Genomic DNA, 18,552 nt, shown 5'->3' on the forward strand with positions numbered 1-18,552 from the left:
GGGAAGAAATGACGCGCAGTCGCGCCCAGGATCCGAATGTCTGCGGGGTAACTGCCGCGATCGCCGTGATCGACGGAAAGTGGAAGACAGCTCTGCTCTGGCTGCTGGAATCCGGTCCGCACCGCCCGGGCGAACTCCGTCGCCTGCTGCCCGGCCTCAGCGAGAAGGTGCTGACTCAGGCCCTCCGCGAGATGGAGACCGACGGACTGGTGCACCGGGAGGTGCACGACGTCCTTCCGCTGAAGACCACGTACTCCTTGACCGCCTTCGGCCGAGAACTCTCCGAAGCGCTGGCTCCCCTCTCCGATTGGGGCCACCGCCGCCTGGAGAAGCTCACCGAGGTCCAGTCGACCTCCTGACACATCCGCACAGCCATCCCGTGTCCCGCCCGGATCCGGCGGCCCCCTGACCGCCCTTCACCAGGATCGGTCCGCCGCCGCCCGCCGCCAAGTACCCACAAAAAAGTGGCTACGAGCACCGATCGAGCGGCCCGGCCGCAGCGGATCTCCCCACACTCCCGGGAAGGCCTCCCTTCCCGCTACCGAGCCGCCAACGCCGTGGTGCCACCGACGCTATTGACAGATTGTCTTACAGCTCTACTGTTGAGTAACCGCAGCAAGCCGAGCCGCCGGCTTCCTGCCGCTCGAACGGCCTTACGGAGCTGCCTTGAAGAAGACCGATGAGCACGACGACCTGGTCCTCACCCCCCGGGACGTCCACTTCGACTGGGACGCGCTGCCGCTGCACTGGATCCCCCGCGAGCCGCTGGCGACGAACGTCGTCAACGTGCTGCACCTGCTGCTGCCCGAGGGGGAGCGCTGGTTCGTACGTGTCTTCCAGCAGGCGATCCCGCTGATCGAGGACGAGGAACTGCGCACGCGCGTGCTGGGGTTCACCGGCCAGGAGGCCGTGCACGCCGAGGCGCACCAGGGCGTGCTCGACCATCTGGCCGCCCACGGGGTGCGTATCGAGCCGTACATCGCCCACGTCGAGTACCTCTTCCGGCGCATCCTCGGCGACCGGCCCGGACTCGGGCGGCGGCGCGAACGCGCCTATCTGGTCGAGCGGGTCGCGATCATCGCCGGCATCGAGCACTTCACCGCGTTCCTCGGCGACTGGATCCTCAACGCGAAGGCGCTGGACCGGGCGGGCGCCGACCCCACGATGCTCGACCTGCTGCGCTGGCACGGCGCCGAGGAGGTCGAGCACCGCGCGGTCGCGTACGACCTGCTGCGGCACCTCGACCGCGGCTACGTCCGCCGGGTGCGCACGATGGCCGTCGCCACGATCGCGCTGGTCCATCTGTGGGTGCGCGGCACCCGGCATCTGATGGCCGTCGATCCCGCGCTGCGTCCCGGGGCGAGGGCGACCTGGCTGGGCGCCGCGCGGGCCGCCCGCAGGGGGCTGCTGCCCGACCCGGTGAGGCTTCTGCGCTCCCTGCTGCGGTACTTCGGTCCCGGCTACCACCCCAGCCAGGAGGGGTCGACGCGGCAGGCCGTCGCGTATCTCGGCTCCTCGCCCGCCGCCCGCGCGGCGACGCCCTGAGCCCGCCGCCCGCGAGGCGACGCACCGAGCCCGCCGGTCCGAGGCCACGCACCGAGCCCGCCGCGTCCGAGGCGACGCACCGAGCCCGCCGCGTCCGAGGCGACACCGAGCCCGCCAGTCCGCCGATCCACCGCCGAAAGGGCGCAGCCCCGTGAGCATCCCGTCACCAGCGACCCCGCCCGACCTCTACGGCCGGACCCGCCCGGACCGGTTCCTGTCCTCCCTGGACCGGTTCGCCTCCTGGTACATCCCCCTCGCCACCCGCAAGGGCGCGCGCCGTCCGCGGACAAGGGACGACCGCCCGCGGGAGCTGACGGTCGCCGCCCGCCGGGAGGTCGCCGACGACGTCGTGTCGCTGCGCCTCACCGCCGCGGACGGGCGGATGCTGCCGCGCTGGCAGCCCGGTGCCCATCTGGATCTGCGGCTGCCCTCCGGCCGGCTGCGCCAGTACTCGCTCTGCGGAGATCCCGCCGACCGCCACGCGTACCGGATCGCCGTCCGTCTCCTGCCCGACGGCGACGGCGGTTCGGCGGAGGTGCACGCGGAACTGACCGAGGGGCGGCGGGTGGGTGTGGCCGGTCCGCGCAACGCCTTCCCGTTCGCGGGCGACGACCGGGTGCTGCTGCTCGCGGGCGGCATCGGCATCACGCCCGTCCTGCCCATGGCGTACGAAGCGGCCCGCCGGGGCCTCGACTTCACCCTCGTCCACACCGGACGGACGCGCGCCTCGCTGCCGTTCGCGGACGAGGTCGGCCGGCTGGCCCGCCGCCGTACCGGACGGGTGGTGGTCCGTACGGACGACGAGCACGGCGTACCCGACGCCGCCGGACTGCTGTCCCTCGCGCCCGAGGGTGCCGCCGTGTACGCCTGCGGGCCGGCGCCGATGCTGGACGCGCTGCAACGGGCGTTCCCCGCGAGCGGCGCCTCGGCGCTGCACTTCGAGCGCTTCAGCGCGGCACCCGTCGTCGACGGGAAACCGTTCACGCTGCGGCTGCGCGACGGACGCGAACTCGCGGTGCCCGCGGACCGCAGCGCCCTCGACGTACTGCGCGACGCCGAACCGGCCACCCCGTACTCCTGCCGGCAGGGCTTCTGCGGGGTCTGCCGGGTGCGGGTGCTCGCCGGCTCCGTGGAGCACCGCGACCGCCGGCTCACCGACGCCCGGCGGACGGCGGGCGACATGCTCGTGTGCGTCTCGCGGGCGCAGGAGGGCGCGTGCCTCGAACTGGACGTCTGAACCCGGGTGTCGGCCCCCGATCCCTCCTGACCCGAGAAGGCGAGACCCCATGAGAACCCCTCGCGCCGCCAGGGCGCTCCCCGCGTTCCCCTTCGACGAGCGGGACCTGGACCGCTTCCGCGAGCTCCAGCAGCTCGCCTACCGCTGCGCGCAGAGCGTCGCCGACTGGCTGGAGCCCGGCGTCACCGAACGCCAGGCCGCCGCCCGGCTGCGCCGCGAGCTCGTGGCGGAGGGGGTGGAGGACTTCTTCCATGTGCCGTTCGCCTGGTTCGGCGACCGCACCGCGTTCCGCCACTTCCGTACGCCGCTGCAGTTCTTCGCCACCGGACGGCGGCTGACGGAGGGCATGTCGTACGTCCTGGACTGCGCGCCGGTCGTGGACGGCTACACCGCCGACATCGGGTACGGCGGTGTCGTCGGCCCCCATCCCGTCTGGGAGCGCATCGCCGCCGACCTGCTCGACTACCGCGAGCTGATCCTGCGGCTGGTGCGCGAGCGCCGCACCCTCGACGAGGTGTACGCCGCCGTCGACGCGAAGATCACCGAGCACGGCTACGACAACCGGCACCAGGTCTACCCGGGCCGCGTCATCGGCCACCAGGTGACCCGGATGCGCGCCCGCCGGCTGCCGGCCGGGGTGAACCTCTTCGGCTTCGGCGTACGCACCCTGCAGACCCTCGGGCGCGAACTGATCCACGAGCGGATCGCCGGCCGCTCCCCGCTGTGGGCGGACGGCCGCGCCTCCCGGCACGCGCCCACGCCCGGGCTGTGGGCGGTGGAGCCGCACGTCGGGTTCCGCGACGTGGGGCTGAAGTTCGAGGAGCTGCTGGTGGTCACGGAGGACGACGCGTACTGGCTGGACGACGATCTGCCGCACGTACGCCGGGGGCTGGAGCTGCGCGCCCGGGCGGGTGCCCGGTGAGCGCGGGGACGCGCCGCTCGCGGGTCGAGTCCGGTGGGGTGACGCTCGCCGTGTACGAACAGGGCGACCCGTCCGCGCCGACCGTACTGCTCGTACACGGCTATCCGGACACGCACCGGGTCTGGGACGACGTGGCCGCGGATCTGGCCGCCGACCACCATGTGGTGCGCTACGACGTGCGCGGCGCCGGTGACTCCGGCGCGCCGCGCGGCCGGGCCGCGTACCGGCTCGAGGAGCTGGCCCACGACCTGTTCGCGGTCGCCGACGCCACCAGCCCCGGGGAGCCGGTGCACGTGGTCGCCCACGACTGGGGCTCCATACAGGCGTGGGAGGCGGTCACCGACGCCCGCGCGGCCGGCCGGATCGCCTCGTACACGACGATGTCGGGTCCCTGTCTGGACCACGTGGGGTACTGGCTGCGGCGCCGGATACGCCGGCCCACGCCCCGGCACGTGCGGCAGCTGGTCTCGCAGCTGGCGCACTCCTGGTACATCTACCTCTTCCATCTGCCGGTGCTCGCGCCCGCCGCCTGGCGGCTGGGCCTCGCCCGCAACTGGGGCACGGTGCTGCGGGTCTTCGAGGGCGTCGGCCCGCGCGCCGGCCATCCGCACGACACCCTCGCGGGCGACGCGGCGCGCGGTGTGCGGCTGTACCGGGCGAATATGCTGCCCCGGCTGACGAAGCCCCGGCCGCGGTCGACCGCGGTGCCGGTGCAGGTCATCACGCTGGACAAGGACAACTACGTGAGCGCGGCGCTCACCGAGGGGCTGGAGGAGTGGGCCCCACGGCTGCGGCGCCGGGAGCTGTCCGCCACCCACTGGTCGGCGCTGCTGGAGAAGGGATCCGACGTGGCCGGAATGGTCCGTGAGTTCGCTGCCCGTCCGGAAGGCGCTCCCGCCGCCGCTGAACCGGCCGGTGAGTTCGCCGGGCGGCTGGTCGTCGTGACGGGGGCGGGCAGCGGTATCGGGCGGGCCACCGCGCTGGCGTTCGCGGAGCGGGGAGCGGCGCTGGCGCTGTGCGACCGCGAGCCGGAGGGGCTGCGGCGGACCGTCGAACTGGCGCGCCTGCTGGGTGCCGAGGCCGTGGGGCACCAGGTCGACGTGGCCGACGGGCGGGCGGTGGCGGACTTCGCGGCGCGGGTGGCCAAGGAGCAGGGTGTGCCGGACATCGTCGTGAACAACGCGGGCGTCGGCCACTCGGGCGGGTTGCTCGACACCACCGAGGAGGAGTGGCGGCGGGTCCTCGACGTCAATCTGTGGGGGGTCATCCACGGCTGCCGGGCCTTCGGCGCGATGATGAAGGAGCGCGGGCGGGGCGGGCACATCGTCAACATCTCCTCGGCCGCCGCCTATCTGCCGTCCCGGATGCTCGCCGCGTACGCCACCAGCAAGGCGGCGGTGTTCATGCTCTCCGACTGTCTGCGCGCCGAGCTGGCAAAGGAGGGCATCGGTGTCAGCACGGTCTGCCCCGGGATCGTGAACACCAACATCACGCGGACGACGACGTTCTCCGCGATGAGCGCCGACGAACAGGCGGCGCGGCGGAAGAAGTTCTCCGGCCTCTACGCCCGGCGGGGCTTCCCGCCGGAGAAGGTGGCCGCCCAGATCGTGAAGGCCGTACGCCACAAGCGGCCGGTGGTGCCCGTGACCGTCGAGTCCAAGGCGGCCCGTCTCGCGAGCCGTTTCGCGCCGTCGGTGGTGCGGCTGGGGGCGCGGATCGGGCTGTAGGGGCCGGGGGCCGGCCGGGGTGGACTGGATTCCGTCCCGGCCGTGCTCAGAGCTTGACGGTCGCCCGGTGCTCGTAGTCCAGTCCGTGTTCCGTGCAGGCGCCTTCGCCCCGCTGGCAGACCATCGAGTACTCGGTGATCCGTGCCCGGTAGACGCGCCACGGCGACGGCGTCCGCACGTCCTCCGGCGTGAGGGGGTGGCCGCCGCGCTCGGGGGCGCCGGGGATGACGCGCAGGCCCTCGAGCGCCTCGTCTCCGGTGACCTCCTCGGCGGTCCCCGCGAGATACAGCGCGCGGGGGCTCGCCGTGCCGACACGGGCGCGGGAGTCGAAGATGACGATGCTCACCCGGGGCTCGTGGCGCAGGTTGCGGGAGTGGGTGACGTCGGGCGAGGAACACCAGTAGAAGTCGCGGCCGTCCTCGGTGGAGTAGAACACCGGCGTGGCCAGCGGCGCGCCGTCGGCGCCCACGGTGGACAGCACCAGGTACAGATTGTCGTCGATGATCGCCCGTGCCGCGCTGCGCGTCTCCGCGCCGTGTGTCTCCGCGCCGTGTGTCTCCGCGCTCATCCCAACCCCCGTGTCGTAGGCGTGGGTCCCCACTCTAGGGCCGGCCGGGGTTCGCCCCCCGGCCGGCCCCGCGCGCGGCCTACGAGAGCGCGCTCCCCTGCTTCCAGGTCTCCCAGTCCACGTTCCAGTCCCCGTAGCCGTTGTTGGGGGTGACGGTGTCCGTGGAGTTCACGACCTTCACCGGGTCTCCGACGCCGACCTGCTTGTAGAACCAGGCGGCGTCCGAGGTGCTCATGCCTATGCAGCCGTGACTGCCGTTCACCCGGCCGAACTTGCCCGCGTTCCACGGCGCGGCGTGCACGAACGTGCCGGAGGTGGTGAGCTGGACGTCCCATTTGACGGCCCCGAGGTTGTACGCCTCGGACCCGAAGATGCCGACCGTGCGGGAGTTCATCCGGATCGTCGGGACCTTGCCCAGGACGACCATGGTGCCGTTCCAGGTCTCGAACCCGGGCTTGCCGCTCGAGACGGGCAGGGTGCGCACCTTCTTGCCGTTGCGGGACAGCGTGAGGGTCTTCTTGTTCACGTCGACGACGGAGGTGACGGCGTCGCCGATGGTGAAGTCGACCACCCGCTCCTGGGTGCCGTATATCCCGCCGCCGGCGTCCACTCCGGCCAGGTGCATCGTGAGCGTGACCTTGGTGCCGGGCTTCCAGTACTGCTGCGGGCGGAAGTCGACGCGGTCACGGCCGTCCCATGCCTTCATCCAGCTCCACGAACCCTCGACGGCCGGCGTCGCCTTGACTGACAGCGCGCGCTCCACGGCCGCCTTGTCCTTCACGGGCTTGCTGAAGGTGACGCTGATCGGGTGGGCGACGCCGACCGTGGTGCCCTTGTCCGGGAAGTACTCACCGAAGAAGGACTGGTCCTTGCCCACGGCCTTGGTGGTGAACTGCGCCGTCTGCGTCTGCTGCTTCCCGTCGCCGTCCATCCCCCGTGCCGTGACGGTGTACGTGGCACCGGGGGCGAGCGGGGTGGTGGACGTCCACGAGGTCCGCTCCTGGGTGATCTTCCCGTCGAGTTTCCCCGGGCCGGGTGAGGACGCCTCGACGGAGACGAGCTTCCCGCCCTGCGCCCTCACGGTGACCTTCTGTCCCACCGGTATGTCCTTGGCCCCGGCGGCGGGTGAGAGCGACAGGGCGAACGGCTTGCTGTCCTTCTCGCCCTTCCCGCCCGAAGAGCCCTCGTCCGCCTTCCCCGTTCCCGTGCAGCCCGCCATCACGAGCGCGGCAACGGCGGCGACCGCCACCGATGCCCCCTGCCGTCGCATCCAGCGCAGCGTCATTGCGTTTCGTCCCCCTGGTCTGGCTTATCCGTCTCAGCCGTTTTGTCCGGCAGGAGTGCACCTACCCCCGACACACCGGGGCCAGACACATCAATTCCGCCCCGACGGCCCCGGCTTGTCCTACTCGATAGACGTAGTGCGGGACTCGGCAGGTTGCACCGGGCGACGGATTCCCCCCTCGCGGGGGATGGTCAGGCCAGGACGCGCAGCGCCCCCGGCATGACCCGCGCGGTGACCGGCAGGGTGGCCGTGACCTCCCCGTCCGCGCCGTACGGCAGGGGGCGGTCGGCCTCGATCCGGATCTCCGCGCCGCTGAAGACCTCGACCTCGGGGCGCTCGACGTGGCTGCCGTCCTTGAGGTCGTTCATCACGGCGAAGAACAGCCGCTTGGGGGCGTGGTTGATCACCACCACCTCCAGCTGCCCGTCGTCCACCTTCGCCCCCGGCGCGATCTGCCGGCCGAAGCCGTAGTAGCCGGAGTTGGCCACGACGACCGTGTAGCCGCGCCGCTCGTGCACCGTGCCGTCGACCGTCAGCCGGTACGCCGCCGGCCGCCAGCCGAGCACCGCGCGCAGGGCGCCCGCGTAGTACGACGCCGAACCCCGCAGCAGCCTCGACTCGTTGGCGTAGCGGTTGGCGACCGCGTCCACCCCCGCGTACACGCTGCCCAGCACCGCCGTGCCCGGATGCGCCTCGGAGGTCAGCCGTACGGCGTCCACGGCCCGCGGCTCGCCGCGCAGCAGCAGCTCCGCCAGCTGGTCCGTCTCGGCGGGCAGGCCGAGGGCGCGGGCGAAGTCGTTGCCCCGGCCCGCGGGGACGAACCCGCAGACGGCGTCCGTCCCGGCGACGGCACCGCCGACGCTGCCCGCCATTCCGTCGCCGCCGACGGCGAGCACGGTGCGCTCCTGGGCCGCCGCCTCGCGGGCCAGGCCGGCGGCGTGGTCCAGGCTGCGGCTGTAGGAGACCTCCACCTCGGCTCCCGCCTCGCGCAGCAGCCTGGCGAGGGGGATGAAGTCGGCGGCGCCCGCCTTGCCGCCCGCGGTGGGGTTGATGATGGCGGTGAACTGGCGCATGCTGCGGCTCGCTTCTCGGGACGGGGCGGGCGGGACGGCGTTACGGGACGAGCACACCGGGATTGAGGATCCCGGCAGGGTCGAGGCCATCCTTCACCGCGCGCAGGAGCGCCGTGCCGACGGGGCCCACTTCCTGTCCGAACCACTCCCGGTGGTCGGTGCCCACACCGTGGTGGTGGCTGATGGTGCCGCCGTGCGCGGCGATCGCGTCACTCGCCGCCCGCTTGGCGGCGTCCCAGTGCGCGAGAGGGTCGTCCTTCCCCCGCGCGCACACGACGGTGAAGTACAGGGACGCGCCGGTCTCGTAGACGTGCGAGATGTGGCACATGACCAGCGGCGGCGTCCCGGCCGCGGTGAGCGTGGCGGTGAGCGCGTCGCGCACGGCCGCGTACAGGTCCGGGATCCGCGACCAGAACGCCGCCGTCTCCAGTGTCTCGGCGAACGCCCCGGCGCCGAGCAGGGCGTCGCGCAGATAAGGCGCGTGGTAGCGGCCCTCGGCCCACTGCTCGCCGGGCTCGTCGCCGAGCGGTTCGCCGCCGAGCGCGCGCAGGGCGGTGTGGGTGCGGGAGCGCAGGTCCTCGGTGCCGTCCCGCGTCCCCTCGTAACCGGCGAGGAGCAGGCAGCCCGCGGTCGACCGCAGCTCGGAGACGGACTGCGGGCGCGCGAGGCCGACCATGGTCTCCGCCTCGTCGGACAGCCGCAGCACCGTGGGCAGCGGGCCGTCCTGGGCGAGGCGGCGCATCGCCGCGGCGCCGCTGTCGAACGAGTCGAACCGCCAGCCCTCGTAGCGGCGCGCCTGCGGCAGCGGGCGGACGCGGACGGTCACCGAGGTGATGACGCCGAGGGCGCCCTCGGAGCCGAGCAGGAGCTGTCTGAGGTCCGGTCCCGCCGCCGAGCGCGGCGCGCGCCCCGTGTCGAGGGTGCCGCGCGGGGTGGCGGCCGTCAGGGCGACCACCATCTCGTCGAAGCGGCCGTATCCGGCGGACGCCTGTCCGCTGCCCCGGGTGGCGGCGAACCCGCCGATCGTCGCCCACTCGAAGGACTGCGGGAAGTGGCCGAGGGTGAAGCCCTGTGCCGCCAGCAGCCGTTCGGCGTCCGGTGCGCGCAGCCCGGCCTGGAGGACCGCGGTGCGCGAGACGGGGTCCAGGGCGGTCATCGCGTTCAGCCGCCGCAGGTCCAGGGCGATCACGCGCTCCGCCCGGCGCGGCGTCAGACCGCCGACGACGGACGTCCCGCCGCCGAACGGCACGACGGCGACGGCGTGTTCCGCACAGACCGCGAGGACGGCGCACACCTCGTCGTGGGACGCCGGCAGCACCACCGCGTCGGGCGCGTCGGCGGTCTCCCCCGCCCGCATGCGCATCAGGTCGGGCGTCGACTTGCCGCGCGTGTGCCGGACCCGGCTCTCGTCGTCGGTGCGCACCTCGGCCACCGCGCTCAGCGCCGCCAGGGCGGGGCCGGTCAGCCGGCCGGGGGCCACCCGGATCCGCTCCAGCTCCACGGGTGCGTCGGCCGACGGCTCGACGCCCAGCAGCTCGTGCAGCAGTCCGGCGACGGCCTGCGGAAGGGGCGTCGCCCGGGACGGATCGCCCCAGCCGTTCCACAACATGTCCAACGCGGTTCCTCCTCGGTTCGTTACACTGTGACATGTGAAGCCCAAACGTCACAAGCCTTCGGTGGACGACGCCGTGCTCGACGCGGTCCGCGACTGCGTGCTGGCCGTCGGCGTGCGCCGCACGACCCTGACCGACGTGGCACGCCGCGCCGGGGTGTCGCGCATGACCCTGTACCGCCGCTGGCCCGACGTACGGGCCCTGGTCGGCGATCTGATGACCCGCGAGTGGCTCGCGGCGGCCCGCGGGGCGCTGCCCGCCGCTGACGACCCCCGGCCGGTGCGGGAGCAGTTGGTCGAGGGGCTGACGGACGGCGCGCGCGCCCTGCGCGGACACCCGCTCTTCCGCAAGATCGTCGACGTGGACCCGGAGCTGCTGCTGCCGTACGTCCTGGACCGCCGCGGCGCCTCCCAGGACGCCCTGCTGGAGCAGTTGGAGGTGACCCTGCGCGCCGGCCACGCGGACGGCTCCGTACGGGCCGGCGACGCCGTCCGGCAGGCACGCGTCCTGCTCCTGGTCGTCCAGTCGTTCACCCTCTCGCTGCGGACCATGACCGACGAGGCCGATCCGCGGCTCGCCACGGCCGCGTTCGAGGACGAGCTGCGCCACATACTGGAAAGGACGCTCCTGCCATGAACGCCCACGAGCCGACCGGGACCGCGTCGCTGTCCGCCGCCCGCCGCGAGCGCGAGCTGGGCGAACTCGCCGACGGGGCGGCCGTCGACGTCCTCGTCGTCGGCCTCGGCGCCACCGGTGCCGGGGTCGCCCTGGACGCCGCGTCGCGCGGGCTGAGCGTGGCGGCCGTCGACGCCCACGACCTGGCCTTCGGCACGTCCCGCTGGAGCTCCAAGCTGATCCACGGCGGCCTGCGCTACCTGGCGTCCGGTCAGCTCGCCATCGCGCACGAGAGCGCCGTCGAGCGGGGCGTGCTGATGGAGCACACAGCGCCGCATCTCGTCCAGGCGCAGCCCTTCGTGCTGCCCGTCGGCCCCCTGCTGTCGCGCGGACAGGCGGCACTCGCCTGGTCCGGTCTGCGGGCGGGCGACGCGCTGCGGGCGGCGGCCCGCACCTCGCGGCGCACCCTTCCGCGACCGCGCCGGCTGTCGCCCGTCGAGACGCTGCGCCTGCTGCCCGGTCTGCGACGCGACGGGCTGCGCCAGGGGCTGCTGTCGTGGGACGGCCAGGTCTGCGACGACGTCCGGCTGGTGACCGCCCTGGCCCGCACGGCGGCCGCCCACGGGGCGCGCGTACTCACCCGCGTCCGCGCGCTGGAACTGGGCGACGGCGGCGCGGTGGTACGGGACGAGCTGACCGGCACGCGCCACGAGATCCGCGCGCGGGCCGTCGTCAACGCCACGGGGGTGTGGGCGGACGCGCTCGTCGACGGCATCCGTCTGCGGCCGTCCCGCGGTACGCATCTGGTGCTGCGCTCCGAGGCCCTGGGCGGCCTGTCCGCCGGCGTGCACATCCCGGTGCCCGGGACCACCGGCCGCTTCGCGCTGGTGCTGCCGCAGCACGACGGGCGGGTGTACGTGGGCCTGACCGACGAGCCGGTGGACGGGCCGGTGCCCGACGAACCGGAGGCGCCCGAGGCGGACATCGGGTTCCTGCTGGACCTGCTGGACTCGGCCCTGGAGGTGCCGGTGCGGCGGGCGGACGTGGTGGGCGCGTTCGCCGGGCTGCGCCCGCTGCTGGACGCCGCGGGGGCCAGTTCCGACATCTCCCGGCGGCACGCGGTGCTCACCTCCCGCCAGGGCGTGGTGACGGTCGTGGGCGGCAAGCTCACGACGTACCGGCGGATGGCCGAGGACGCCGTGGACACCGCGGTGGCCGCCCGCGGCCTGGACGCGGGCCCCTGCCGCACGGCCCGGCTGCCGCTGGTGGGCGCGGCACCGCCGGACGCGCTGGCGCGCCTGGACGCGCCCCGGCGGCTGGTGCGCCGGTACGGGACGGAGGCGCCGGCCGTCCACGCGCTCGGGCTGGACGACCCCGTGGTCCCGGGGCACTCGGCGACCCTCGGCGAACTGGTGTGGGCGGTACGGCACGAGGGCGCGCTGGACGAGGGGGACCTGCTGGACCGGCGGACGCGGATCGGGCTGGTGCCCGAGGACCGCGCGGCGGCCCTGGGGGCGGCGCGGGAGGCACTGGCGGCGCGGGTGCCGTAGGCGGCGCTCGGTCGCCCTCCGCCGCGACGGTCGGGACACTCCACCGGCCGTCAGCCAGGCGGGCGTTCTCCGGGGCCGGAGGACATGGCGGTGCGGGCGGCGTGGAAGCACGGCTGTGTCCCGGCCCTCCTTCCCGGCAGAGGTCATGCGCTCCGCTCCCCGCGTCATGCTGCTCGCGGCACTCGCCGCGCTGCTGATGCTGCTGCACGCCGCACTGCCGGCACAGCACCAGGACGCCGCCTGGGCGGCCTCCCCCGGCCCGCTCCCGGCCCCGGCTCCGGCCGAGCCGGGGAGCGACGCCCCGGGCGAGCACACGGACAGCGGGGTACGGCAGACGGAGCGGCGCGCCGTGAGCGCCCGCCGCACCCGGGCACCGTCCCTCCCGCACACCAAGGCACCGGCCCGGCGGCAGGCCACCCCTCCCCCGCCGTCCCCGTGCCACTCCCCCGGCCTCCCGCGGAGCGTGGTCCTGCGCTGCTGACCGGTCCGGGGCACCGACGTGCCCCCACCGGAAGCCGACGCACACCCCCCACGCACGAAGGATGTCCCTGCCATGCCCATCGACCCGTTCGCCGCGCTCAACGCACTGATGCGCGCGGAGGCCGCCCGGCTCTCCGACGACAAGGCCCGGGAACGCGCGGAGCGTTCCGACCCCGTGGACGACCCCGTGACGGACCGGGGCGGCCGCCCGCACTCACCGAAGGCGGATCGCCGCCCATAGAGCCGCCCATAAATGGGGTTGCCGCGCCCCGAGTCGCTCTGATGCACTGGAGTGGTAGTCCGCCCCGGCCGGGGCGGCCGCCCCCTCGAGCCCCGGAGCGTGTCATGCGTCCCTCGTCAGCGTCCCAGACGGAAGGAATCCACCCCTCTGCAAAGGACCTGACGATTGGTTCGCACGCTCAACCTCGGGATTCTCGCGCACATTGACGCGGGCAAGACCTCACTGACGGAACGGCTGCTGCACGCGGCCGGCGTCATCGACGAGATCGGCAGCGTCGACGACGGCAGCACCCAGACGGACTCGCTGGCGCTGGAGCGCCGGCGCGGCATCACCATCAAGTCCGCGGTGGTGTCGTTCACCGTCGGCGATGTCACCGTCAACCTCATCGACACCCCCGGCCACCCGGACTTCATCGCCGAGGTGGAACGGGTGCTCGGCGTGCTCGACGGTGTCGTGCTCGTCGTCTCGGCCGTCGAGGGTGTGCAGGCGCAGACTCGTGTGCTGATGCGCACGCTGAAGCGCCTGCGCATCCCCACCCTTGTCTTCGTCAACAAGGCGGACCGCCGCGACGCGCGCGGACTTCAGCTGCTGGAGTCCCTCCGCCGCCGGCTGACGCCCGCCGTCGTCGCGATGGGTGAGCCCCACAGGCTCGGCACACCGGCGGCCGGTTTCACGCCGTACGACGGGCAGCACCCGGCGTTCACCGCCGCGCAGGCGGACCTGCTGGCCCTGCACGACGACGAACTGCTGGCCGCCTACGTGGACGAACCGGCAGCCCTCACACCGGCGCGGCTGCGGGCGGCTCTGGCCGAGCAGACGGGCCGGGCTCTCGTCCACCCCGTCTACTTCGGCTCGGCGATCACCGGCGCCGGTCTGCCGGAGCTGATCGGCGGTATCACGGAGCTGCTGCCCGGCGCGCCGACCGACGCGGACGGCCCGGTCTCCGGATCGGTTTTCAAGGTCGAGCGCGGTCCGGCCGGGGAGAAGATCGCGTTCGTGCGGATGTTCTCCGGCACCGTCCGGGTGCGCGACCGCGTCTCACTGCCCGGCGGTCAGGAGGGGAAGGTCACCTCCGTCGGCGTCTTCGAACACGGCGCCGTCGTACGGTCCGAGGAGGTGACGGCCGGCCGGATCGGCAAGCTGTGGGGGCTGGACGCGGTGCGCGTCGGCGACGCGATCGGCGCGCCGACGGCCGGCGCGACGGCCGCCGACGGGCGCTTCTTCTCCCCGCCGACGCTGGAGACCGTCGTGATGCCCGAGCGGCAGTCGGAGAAGGGCACGCTGCACAGCGCGCTCGCCGTGCTGGCCGAGCAGGATCCGCTGATCGACCTCCGCCAGGACGATCTGCGGGGCGAGCTGTATGTCTCGCTCTACGGCGAGGTGCAGAAGGAGGTCATCCAGGCGACCCTGGCCGAGGAGTTCGGCCTGGCCGCCGGCTTCCGCGAGACGACGACGATCCACGTCGAGCGGCCGGTCGGCAGCGGTTCGGCCGAGGAGCGCATCAAGAAGGACGGCAATCCGTTCCTCGCCGGCCTCGGTCTGCGGGTCGATGCCGCGCCGGAGGGGAGCGGGGTGTCCTTCGGGCTGGAGGTGGAGCTCGGCTCGATGCCGTACGCGTTCTTCGCCGCCGTCGAGGAGACGGTGCGCGAGACGCTGCGGCAGGGGCTGCACGGCTGGCAGGTGACGGACGTGGCGGTCGCGCTGACGTACAACAAGTACTGGCCGCGGCAGAGTCACGCCCACGCCACGTTCGACAAGAGCATGTCGACGACCGCCGGCGACTTCCGGCTGCTGACGCCGCTGGTGCTGATGGACGCGCTGCGCCGTGCGGGGACGCGGGTGCTGGAGCCGCTGCACGGCTTCCGGCTGGAGATCCCCGAGGACACCTACGGCGGGGTGCTGCCGGTGCTGTCGCGGCTGCGGGCGGTGCCGCAGGCGCCGTCGCTGCACGGGGACGTGTACGTGCTGGAGGGCCTGGTGCCCGCCGCGCAGGTGCACGGTCTCGAGCAGCGGCTGCCGGGGCTGACCCGCGGTGAGGGCGTCCTGGAGACGGCCTTCTCGCACTACGCGCCGGTGGCGGGCCCGCCGCCGGCCCGTGCGCGGACGGACCACGATCCGCTGCGCCGCAAGGAGTACCTGCTACACGTGCTCCGCCGGGTGTGACAGCGGCCGGCCGCTCCCCCGTCGTACGCGTCGTACGAGCAGGGAGTGGCCGGCCCACCACACCGCCGCGCCGACGCCGTACCAGAGGAGGTCCGGGGCGTTGAAGGTGGTGCCCAGCGCGAGGCGGGCGAGGACGCTGTGCCCGGCGAGCGTGGAGGGCACGCCGGTGAGCTGCAGCAGCTCGACCGCGCAGCTGAACGCCAGTCCGCCGGCAGCCGCGAGGGACGGCCGCAGCCGGGGTGCGGCGGCCGTCAGCACCGCGCAGACGAACACCGTGTAGAACACGTCGCCGGCGACCTTTCCGGCCGCCCCGTCCAGCGTCGCGCGGCTGCCGAGGCCCGCGCAGACGGTGAACAGCCCGGCGGCTGCCGCGAGCAGGCGTAGGCGCCCGTCGGTACGGGGCACGTCCGTCATGCGTGCACCGGATACGCCGCCTGGAACTCCAGCCGCTCGCGTGCGCCGGCACCGAGCCGGGTGAGTTCGTCGTCCAGAGCGGGCAGCACCTCCCAGGGGGCGCACCCGCGCGCCGCCGCCAGCCGTCGCAGCACCAGGTCCTCGAGTTCGGGCACCCGCCTGTCCTTCCAGATCTTGTCGGCGAGGCTGACGAGCAGATCCTCCAGTGCGGTTCCGGGAGCCGTCCACGCGGCGTGGGTGCCCGCGAAACGGGCCAGCCGGGGCTCGTACCCCCGGGCCGCCAGGAGCGCCCGCCCGGCCTCCTCGTGCGCCGACCCCGGTCCCGTCAGCTCCCCGGGGTGCAGCACCTTGCCCACGTCGTGGGTGGCCGCGCCGAAGAGCACCGCCTCGCGGTCGAGGACCGCTTCCGGATGCGCCCGGCGCACCCAGTCGGCCAGCTGGACGGCCACGTCGTGCACCAGGCGCAGATGCGCGGCCAGCCGAGGCGGAGCCCGCAACGTCCGCAGCAGCCGCCCGACTTCGTCCGGCAGCGGGCGCAGGGGAGGGTCCCCGTTCCAGTACAGGGCGCTCACCAGCGCGTTGTCGGATCGCATGGCCGCCAGGCTAGCCGGGCGAACTGACAACCGGGCGTACTCACCGGCATCTGAGTACGCGCACTCATGCCGCGCGCCGGTGCCGGGACGACGCTGGCCGTATGACGACCACACCGCCACCGATCGAGGAGCTGCGGCTCATCGAGGCCGAGCTCTTCCGGCTCGACGCCCGGCGTGCACAACTCCTCGCGCGCCAGGCGTGGCTGCGCAACGCGCTGTCCGCGCCCGCAGGTTCCGGCGCGGCTCCCGGGCCCGGGCAGCCGTGGCCGCAGTGGCAGCCCCGGCCTGCCGCACCCACCGCCCCCGAGGTCTCGCCGCGCGGCGCGCAGAACGTGCTGCTGACCCTCGGCGGAGTGCTGCTGGTGGTCGCCGCTCTGGCGTTCACACTGGTCAGCTGGAGCTCGATGGGGATCGGCGGCCGTGCGCTGGTACTGGCGACGGTGACCGCCGTCGCGGGCTCGGCGCCCCTGTTGCTGCTGCGCCGCGGCCTCGGGGCCACTGCGGAGGCCGTCGCGGCCCTGGCCCTGGTGCTGACGCTGGTGGACGCGCTGGCCGTCATGCTCGTCACGGAGCCCGGCCGGCAGGCCGCCTACTGGGCCGCGGCGCTGGCCGTGGTGGCCGCCGGCTGGGCGGCGTACGGGGTGCTCGTACGAGGGCTGCGGCTGCCGCTGCCCGCCGCGGTGGTGGCCGCCCAGCCCGTGCTCCCGCTCGTGGCGGCGGCGGCCGAGAGCGATGAGGGCGTGCTGTGGGCCCTGCTCGCGACGGCCGCCGCTGATCTCGCCGCCGTACTGTGGACCGCCCGCCGCTCCATCCGGCTGACGGCTGCCATCACCGCCTGGACGACGGGTGGCTTGGGTCTGCTGGGTGCCCTCGTGCTGTCCCTCTCCGCCGAGGCAACGGGCACCGCCGTACGGGCCGGGCTGATGCTCACGGCCGGGGCCGGAGTGTCGGCGGCCGCCGTCTGGCGGACGCGACAGGTCGCGCCCGCGGTGGTGGGCACCCTGGCGCTGGTCGCGGCGCTGGGCGGAGTGGTGCGCACCGGGGTGTCCGCCGACTGGGCGGTGCCCGGTTATCTGCTCGCGGCCGTGCTGGTAGCCGCCGTGGCGGCGGCCGGTTCCGGTCCGGTACGGCGAGGGGTCGCCGGTGCGGCGGCCGGAGTGCAGGCGCTCGCCCTGTGGTGGGCGCTGCCCGTACTGGCGCTGGCCGCGGCGGGTCCGTTCGAGTGGGCCGGCGAGGTGTGGTCGGGGGTGCCCGACGACCTGCGGGGGACGACGCGTACCGACCTGACGTGGGGCGAGGGGCTCTCCGTTCCCGTGACGTTCGTGATCGCCGCTGTCGCGGCCGGAGTGGTGGCGCGTACGGCGGCCGGCAGCTACCGCACCGCCGGGCGCTGCGGATCGGTGGCCCTTTCCGGCGCCGCGCTGCTGACCGTCCCTTCGGGTGTGTCCGCCGGATACGCGCAGTCGCTGACCCTGCTGTGCCTGCTCGCGGCAGTCGCCTTCGCCGCCGCGGTGATGTGGGACCGCCGGGGCGACGTGCCGCTCGCCGTCTCGGCGTTGTCCGTCGCCCTCGTGGCGGCCGTCGACGGTGCGCTGCTGGCGCTCGCCGAGCGGAACGCGACCCTCGCCGTGACCGGGTTCCTCCTCGCGCTCGCCGTCTGCGCCGCCTTCGCGTTCTCCGGTCCGGTCCGCCGGGCGGTCGCGGCGAGTGCGGCCGTCGTCTGCGCGACCGGGCTCGCGGTGGCCGTGCCCGCCGCGGCCGGGCTGCAGGCCTATGAGATCGCGGCCGTCGTGCTTGTCGTCCCCACGCTCACCTCGCTGCTGGCCATGAAGCTGCGCGGACCCGCTGTCGGCCCCGCCGTGGAGGTGACGGGCGCCGCTGCCGGGGCCCTCGCGGTGGCGCTGGCCGCCGGTGACGCGGGCCGGCTGTCGCTGGTGCTTGCGCTGGGCGGCGCCCTGGCGGCCGGGAACGCCGTGCGGCCGGACCGCCGTTGGGCCGGCTACGCGTCGGCGGTCCTCTTCGTCCTCGCCCTGTGGGTACGGCTGGCCGCCTGGGACGTGCACACGCCCGAGGCGTACACGCTGCCCGTGTCCGTGGCCGCGCTCGCGGCAGGGGTGCTGCGCCGCCGCCGCGACGCCGAGTACGGCTCCTGGCTCGCGTACGGACCGGCGCTGGCCGCCACCCTGCTGCCGAGCCTCGTCGCGGCGTGGGGCGACCCGCACTGGCTCCGCCCGATGCTGCTGGGCCTGGCGGCCCTAGCCGTGACGGTCGTCGGGGCGCAGCGCCGGCTGCAGGCGCCGCTGCTGCTCGGCGGCGGCGTGCTGGCCCTGGACGTCCTGCACGAACTGGCCCCGTACGTCGTGCAGGTGGCCGGCGCCCTTCCGCGCTGGGCGCCGCCCGCCCTCGCGGGTCTGCTGCTGCTCGCGCTGGGCGTCCTCCGCCGCGTCGTACAGCGCCTGTACCGCCATCGTGGCGGCCTCGGTCTCGCTCATCCCGGGGCGGTAGAGCTTCTTCACCGCGCCCAGG

General features: G+C 74.2%; 16 protein-coding genes and 1 pseudogene. 10 read left to right on the top strand and 7 right to left on the bottom strand.

What is annotated here, in order from left to right; genetic code table 11:
- Positions 1-8: 8 nt before the first annotated feature.
- The 5 genes from AB0M28_RS18185 (at position 9) to AB0M28_RS18205 (ending at position 5,431) form a co-directional block, all read left to right on the top strand.
- Positions 9-359 (top strand): helix-turn-helix domain-containing protein, encoded by a 351-nt coding sequence (locus tag AB0M28_RS18185; protein ID WP_365405321.1) that lies wholly within the window; start codon positions 9-11, stop codon positions 357-359.
- A gap of 307 nt (positions 360-666) precedes the next feature.
- Complete coding sequence (locus tag AB0M28_RS18190) at positions 667-1,545, top strand: metal-dependent hydrolase (RefSeq protein WP_365405284.1); 879 nt, start codon at positions 667-669, stop codon at positions 1,543-1,545.
- 151 nt (positions 1,546-1,696) lie between these two features.
- Positions 1,697-2,782 carry a PDR/VanB family oxidoreductase gene (locus AB0M28_RS18195; RefSeq protein ID WP_365405287.1) on the top strand — a complete coding sequence of 362 codons (1,086 nt, stop codon included), beginning with the start codon at positions 1,697-1,699 and terminating at the stop codon, positions 2,780-2,782.
- Between the two features lie 49 nt (positions 2,783-2,831).
- Complete coding sequence (locus AB0M28_RS18200) at positions 2,832-3,704, top strand: M24 family metallopeptidase (RefSeq protein WP_365405289.1); 873 nt, start codon at positions 2,832-2,834, stop codon at positions 3,702-3,704.
- Positions 3,701-5,431 carry an SDR family oxidoreductase gene (locus tag AB0M28_RS18205; RefSeq protein ID WP_365405291.1) on the top strand — a complete coding sequence of 577 codons (1,731 nt, stop codon included), beginning with the start codon at positions 3,701-3,703 and terminating at the stop codon, positions 5,429-5,431. The genes AB0M28_RS18200 and AB0M28_RS18205 overlap by 4 nt, the downstream gene beginning before the upstream one ends.
- A gap of 46 nt (positions 5,432-5,477) precedes the next feature.
- On the opposite strand, the gene AB0M28_RS18210 is transcribed toward AB0M28_RS18205, so the two are convergent.
- The 4 genes from AB0M28_RS18210 to AB0M28_RS18225 form a co-directional block, all read right to left on the bottom strand.
- Positions 5,478-5,999: a pyridoxamine 5'-phosphate oxidase family protein gene (locus tag AB0M28_RS18210; RefSeq protein WP_365405294.1), complete on the bottom strand. Its 522-nt coding sequence runs from the start codon at positions 5,997-5,999 to the stop codon at positions 5,478-5,480.
- A 79-nt stretch (positions 6,000-6,078) separates the two neighbouring features.
- Positions 6,079-7,269, bottom strand: a complete 1,191-nt coding sequence (locus AB0M28_RS18215; protein WP_365405297.1) for an Ig-like domain-containing protein — start codon at positions 7,267-7,269, stop codon at positions 6,079-6,081.
- Between the two features lie 206 nt (positions 7,270-7,475).
- Positions 7,476-8,357, bottom strand: coding sequence for a YegS/Rv2252/BmrU family lipid kinase (locus AB0M28_RS18220; protein WP_365405300.1), 882 nt, complete (start codon positions 8,355-8,357; stop codon positions 7,476-7,478).
- 40 nt (positions 8,358-8,397) lie between these two features.
- Positions 8,398-9,966, bottom strand: a complete 1,569-nt coding sequence (locus AB0M28_RS18225; RefSeq protein ID WP_365405324.1) for an FAD-binding oxidoreductase — start codon at positions 9,964-9,966, stop codon at positions 8,398-8,400.
- Positions 9,967-10,006: 40 nt separating this feature from the next.
- Between AB0M28_RS18225 and AB0M28_RS18230 the strand changes: the two genes are divergently transcribed.
- From AB0M28_RS18230 to AB0M28_RS18250, 5 genes are all read left to right on the top strand, one after another.
- The gene (locus AB0M28_RS18230; RefSeq protein ID WP_365405303.1) at positions 10,007-10,606 is read left to right on the top strand and encodes a TetR/AcrR family transcriptional regulator; all 600 of its coding nucleotides are present in this window, start codon (positions 10,007-10,009) and stop codon (positions 10,604-10,606) included.
- Positions 10,603-12,135 carry a glycerol-3-phosphate dehydrogenase/oxidase gene (locus AB0M28_RS18235; protein ID WP_365405306.1) on the top strand — a complete coding sequence of 511 codons (1,533 nt, stop codon included), beginning with the start codon at positions 10,603-10,605 and terminating at the stop codon, positions 12,133-12,135. Before AB0M28_RS18230 ends, AB0M28_RS18235 begins: the two co-directional genes overlap by 4 nt.
- 145 nt (positions 12,136-12,280) lie before the next feature.
- On the top strand, positions 12,281-12,616 hold the full coding sequence (locus AB0M28_RS18240; RefSeq protein WP_365405309.1) for a hypothetical protein: 336 nt from the start codon (positions 12,281-12,283) through the stop codon (positions 12,614-12,616).
- Positions 12,617-12,688: 72 nt separating this feature from the next.
- Positions 12,689-12,856 (top strand): hypothetical protein, encoded by a 168-nt coding sequence (locus AB0M28_RS18245; protein ID WP_365405311.1) that lies wholly within the window; start codon positions 12,689-12,691, stop codon positions 12,854-12,856.
- A 165-nt stretch (positions 12,857-13,021) separates the two neighbouring features.
- Positions 13,022-15,019: a translation factor GTPase family protein gene (locus tag AB0M28_RS18250; protein WP_365405313.1), complete on the top strand. Its 1,998-nt coding sequence runs from the start codon at positions 13,022-13,024 to the stop codon at positions 15,017-15,019.
- Here AB0M28_RS18250 and AB0M28_RS18255 read toward each other — a convergent pair.
- The 3 genes and pseudogenes from AB0M28_RS18255 to AB0M28_RS18265 all read right to left on the bottom strand — a co-directional run.
- On the bottom strand, positions 14,996-15,433 hold the full coding sequence (locus AB0M28_RS18255) for a DUF2809 domain-containing protein (protein WP_365405315.1): 438 nt from the start codon (positions 15,431-15,433) through the stop codon (positions 14,996-14,998). The genes AB0M28_RS18250 and AB0M28_RS18255 overlap by 24 nt on opposite strands.
- A complete protein-coding gene (locus AB0M28_RS18260) occupies positions 15,430-16,026 on the bottom strand; it encodes an HD domain-containing protein (RefSeq protein ID WP_365405318.1) in 597 nt (198 codons plus the stop codon). Before AB0M28_RS18260 ends, AB0M28_RS18255 begins: the two co-directional genes overlap by 4 nt.
- A gap of 2,432 nt (positions 16,027-18,458) precedes the next feature.
- Positions 18,459-18,552, bottom strand: a pseudogene (locus AB0M28_RS18265) (proteasome subunit beta); the annotation flags it as partial.

This window comes from Streptomyces sp. NPDC051940, assembly GCF_040680895.1.
Classification (GTDB): Bacteria; Actinomycetota; Actinomycetes; order Streptomycetales; family Streptomycetaceae; genus Streptomyces.

Bases quoted from the DNA above. Each gene is read 5' to 3' on its own strand.
- AB0M28_RS18185 (WP_365405321.1), top strand. From the start codon at position 9: ATGACGCGCAGTCGCGCCCAGGATCCGAATGTCTGCGGGGTAACTGCC.
- AB0M28_RS18200 (WP_365405289.1), top strand. From the start codon at position 2,832: ATGAGAACCCCTCGCGCCGCCAGGGCGCTCCCCGCGTTCCCCTTCGAC.
- AB0M28_RS18210 (WP_365405294.1), bottom strand. From the start codon at position 5,999: ATGAGCGCGGAGACACACGGCGCGGAGACACACGGCGCGGAGACGCGC.
- AB0M28_RS18215 (WP_365405297.1), bottom strand. From the start codon at position 7,269: ATGCGACGGCAGGGGGCATCGGTGGCGGTCGCCGCCGTTGCCGCGCTC.
- AB0M28_RS18220 (WP_365405300.1), bottom strand. From the start codon at position 8,357: ATGCGCCAGTTCACCGCCATCATCAACCCCACCGCGGGCGGCAAGGCG.
- AB0M28_RS18225 (WP_365405324.1), bottom strand. From the start codon at position 9,966: ATGTTGTGGAACGGCTGGGGCGATCCGTCCCGGGCGACGCCCCTTCCG.
- AB0M28_RS18235 (WP_365405306.1), top strand. From the start codon at position 10,603: ATGAACGCCCACGAGCCGACCGGGACCGCGTCGCTGTCCGCCGCCCGC.
- AB0M28_RS18240 (WP_365405309.1), top strand. From the start codon at position 12,281: ATGCGCTCCGCTCCCCGCGTCATGCTGCTCGCGGCACTCGCCGCGCTG.
- AB0M28_RS18245 (WP_365405311.1), top strand. From the start codon at position 12,689: ATGCCCATCGACCCGTTCGCCGCGCTCAACGCACTGATGCGCGCGGAG.
- AB0M28_RS18255 (WP_365405315.1), bottom strand. From the start codon at position 15,433: ATGACGGACGTGCCCCGTACCGACGGGCGCCTACGCCTGCTCGCGGCA.
- AB0M28_RS18260 (WP_365405318.1), bottom strand. From the start codon at position 16,026: ATGCGATCCGACAACGCGCTGGTGAGCGCCCTGTACTGGAACGGGGAC.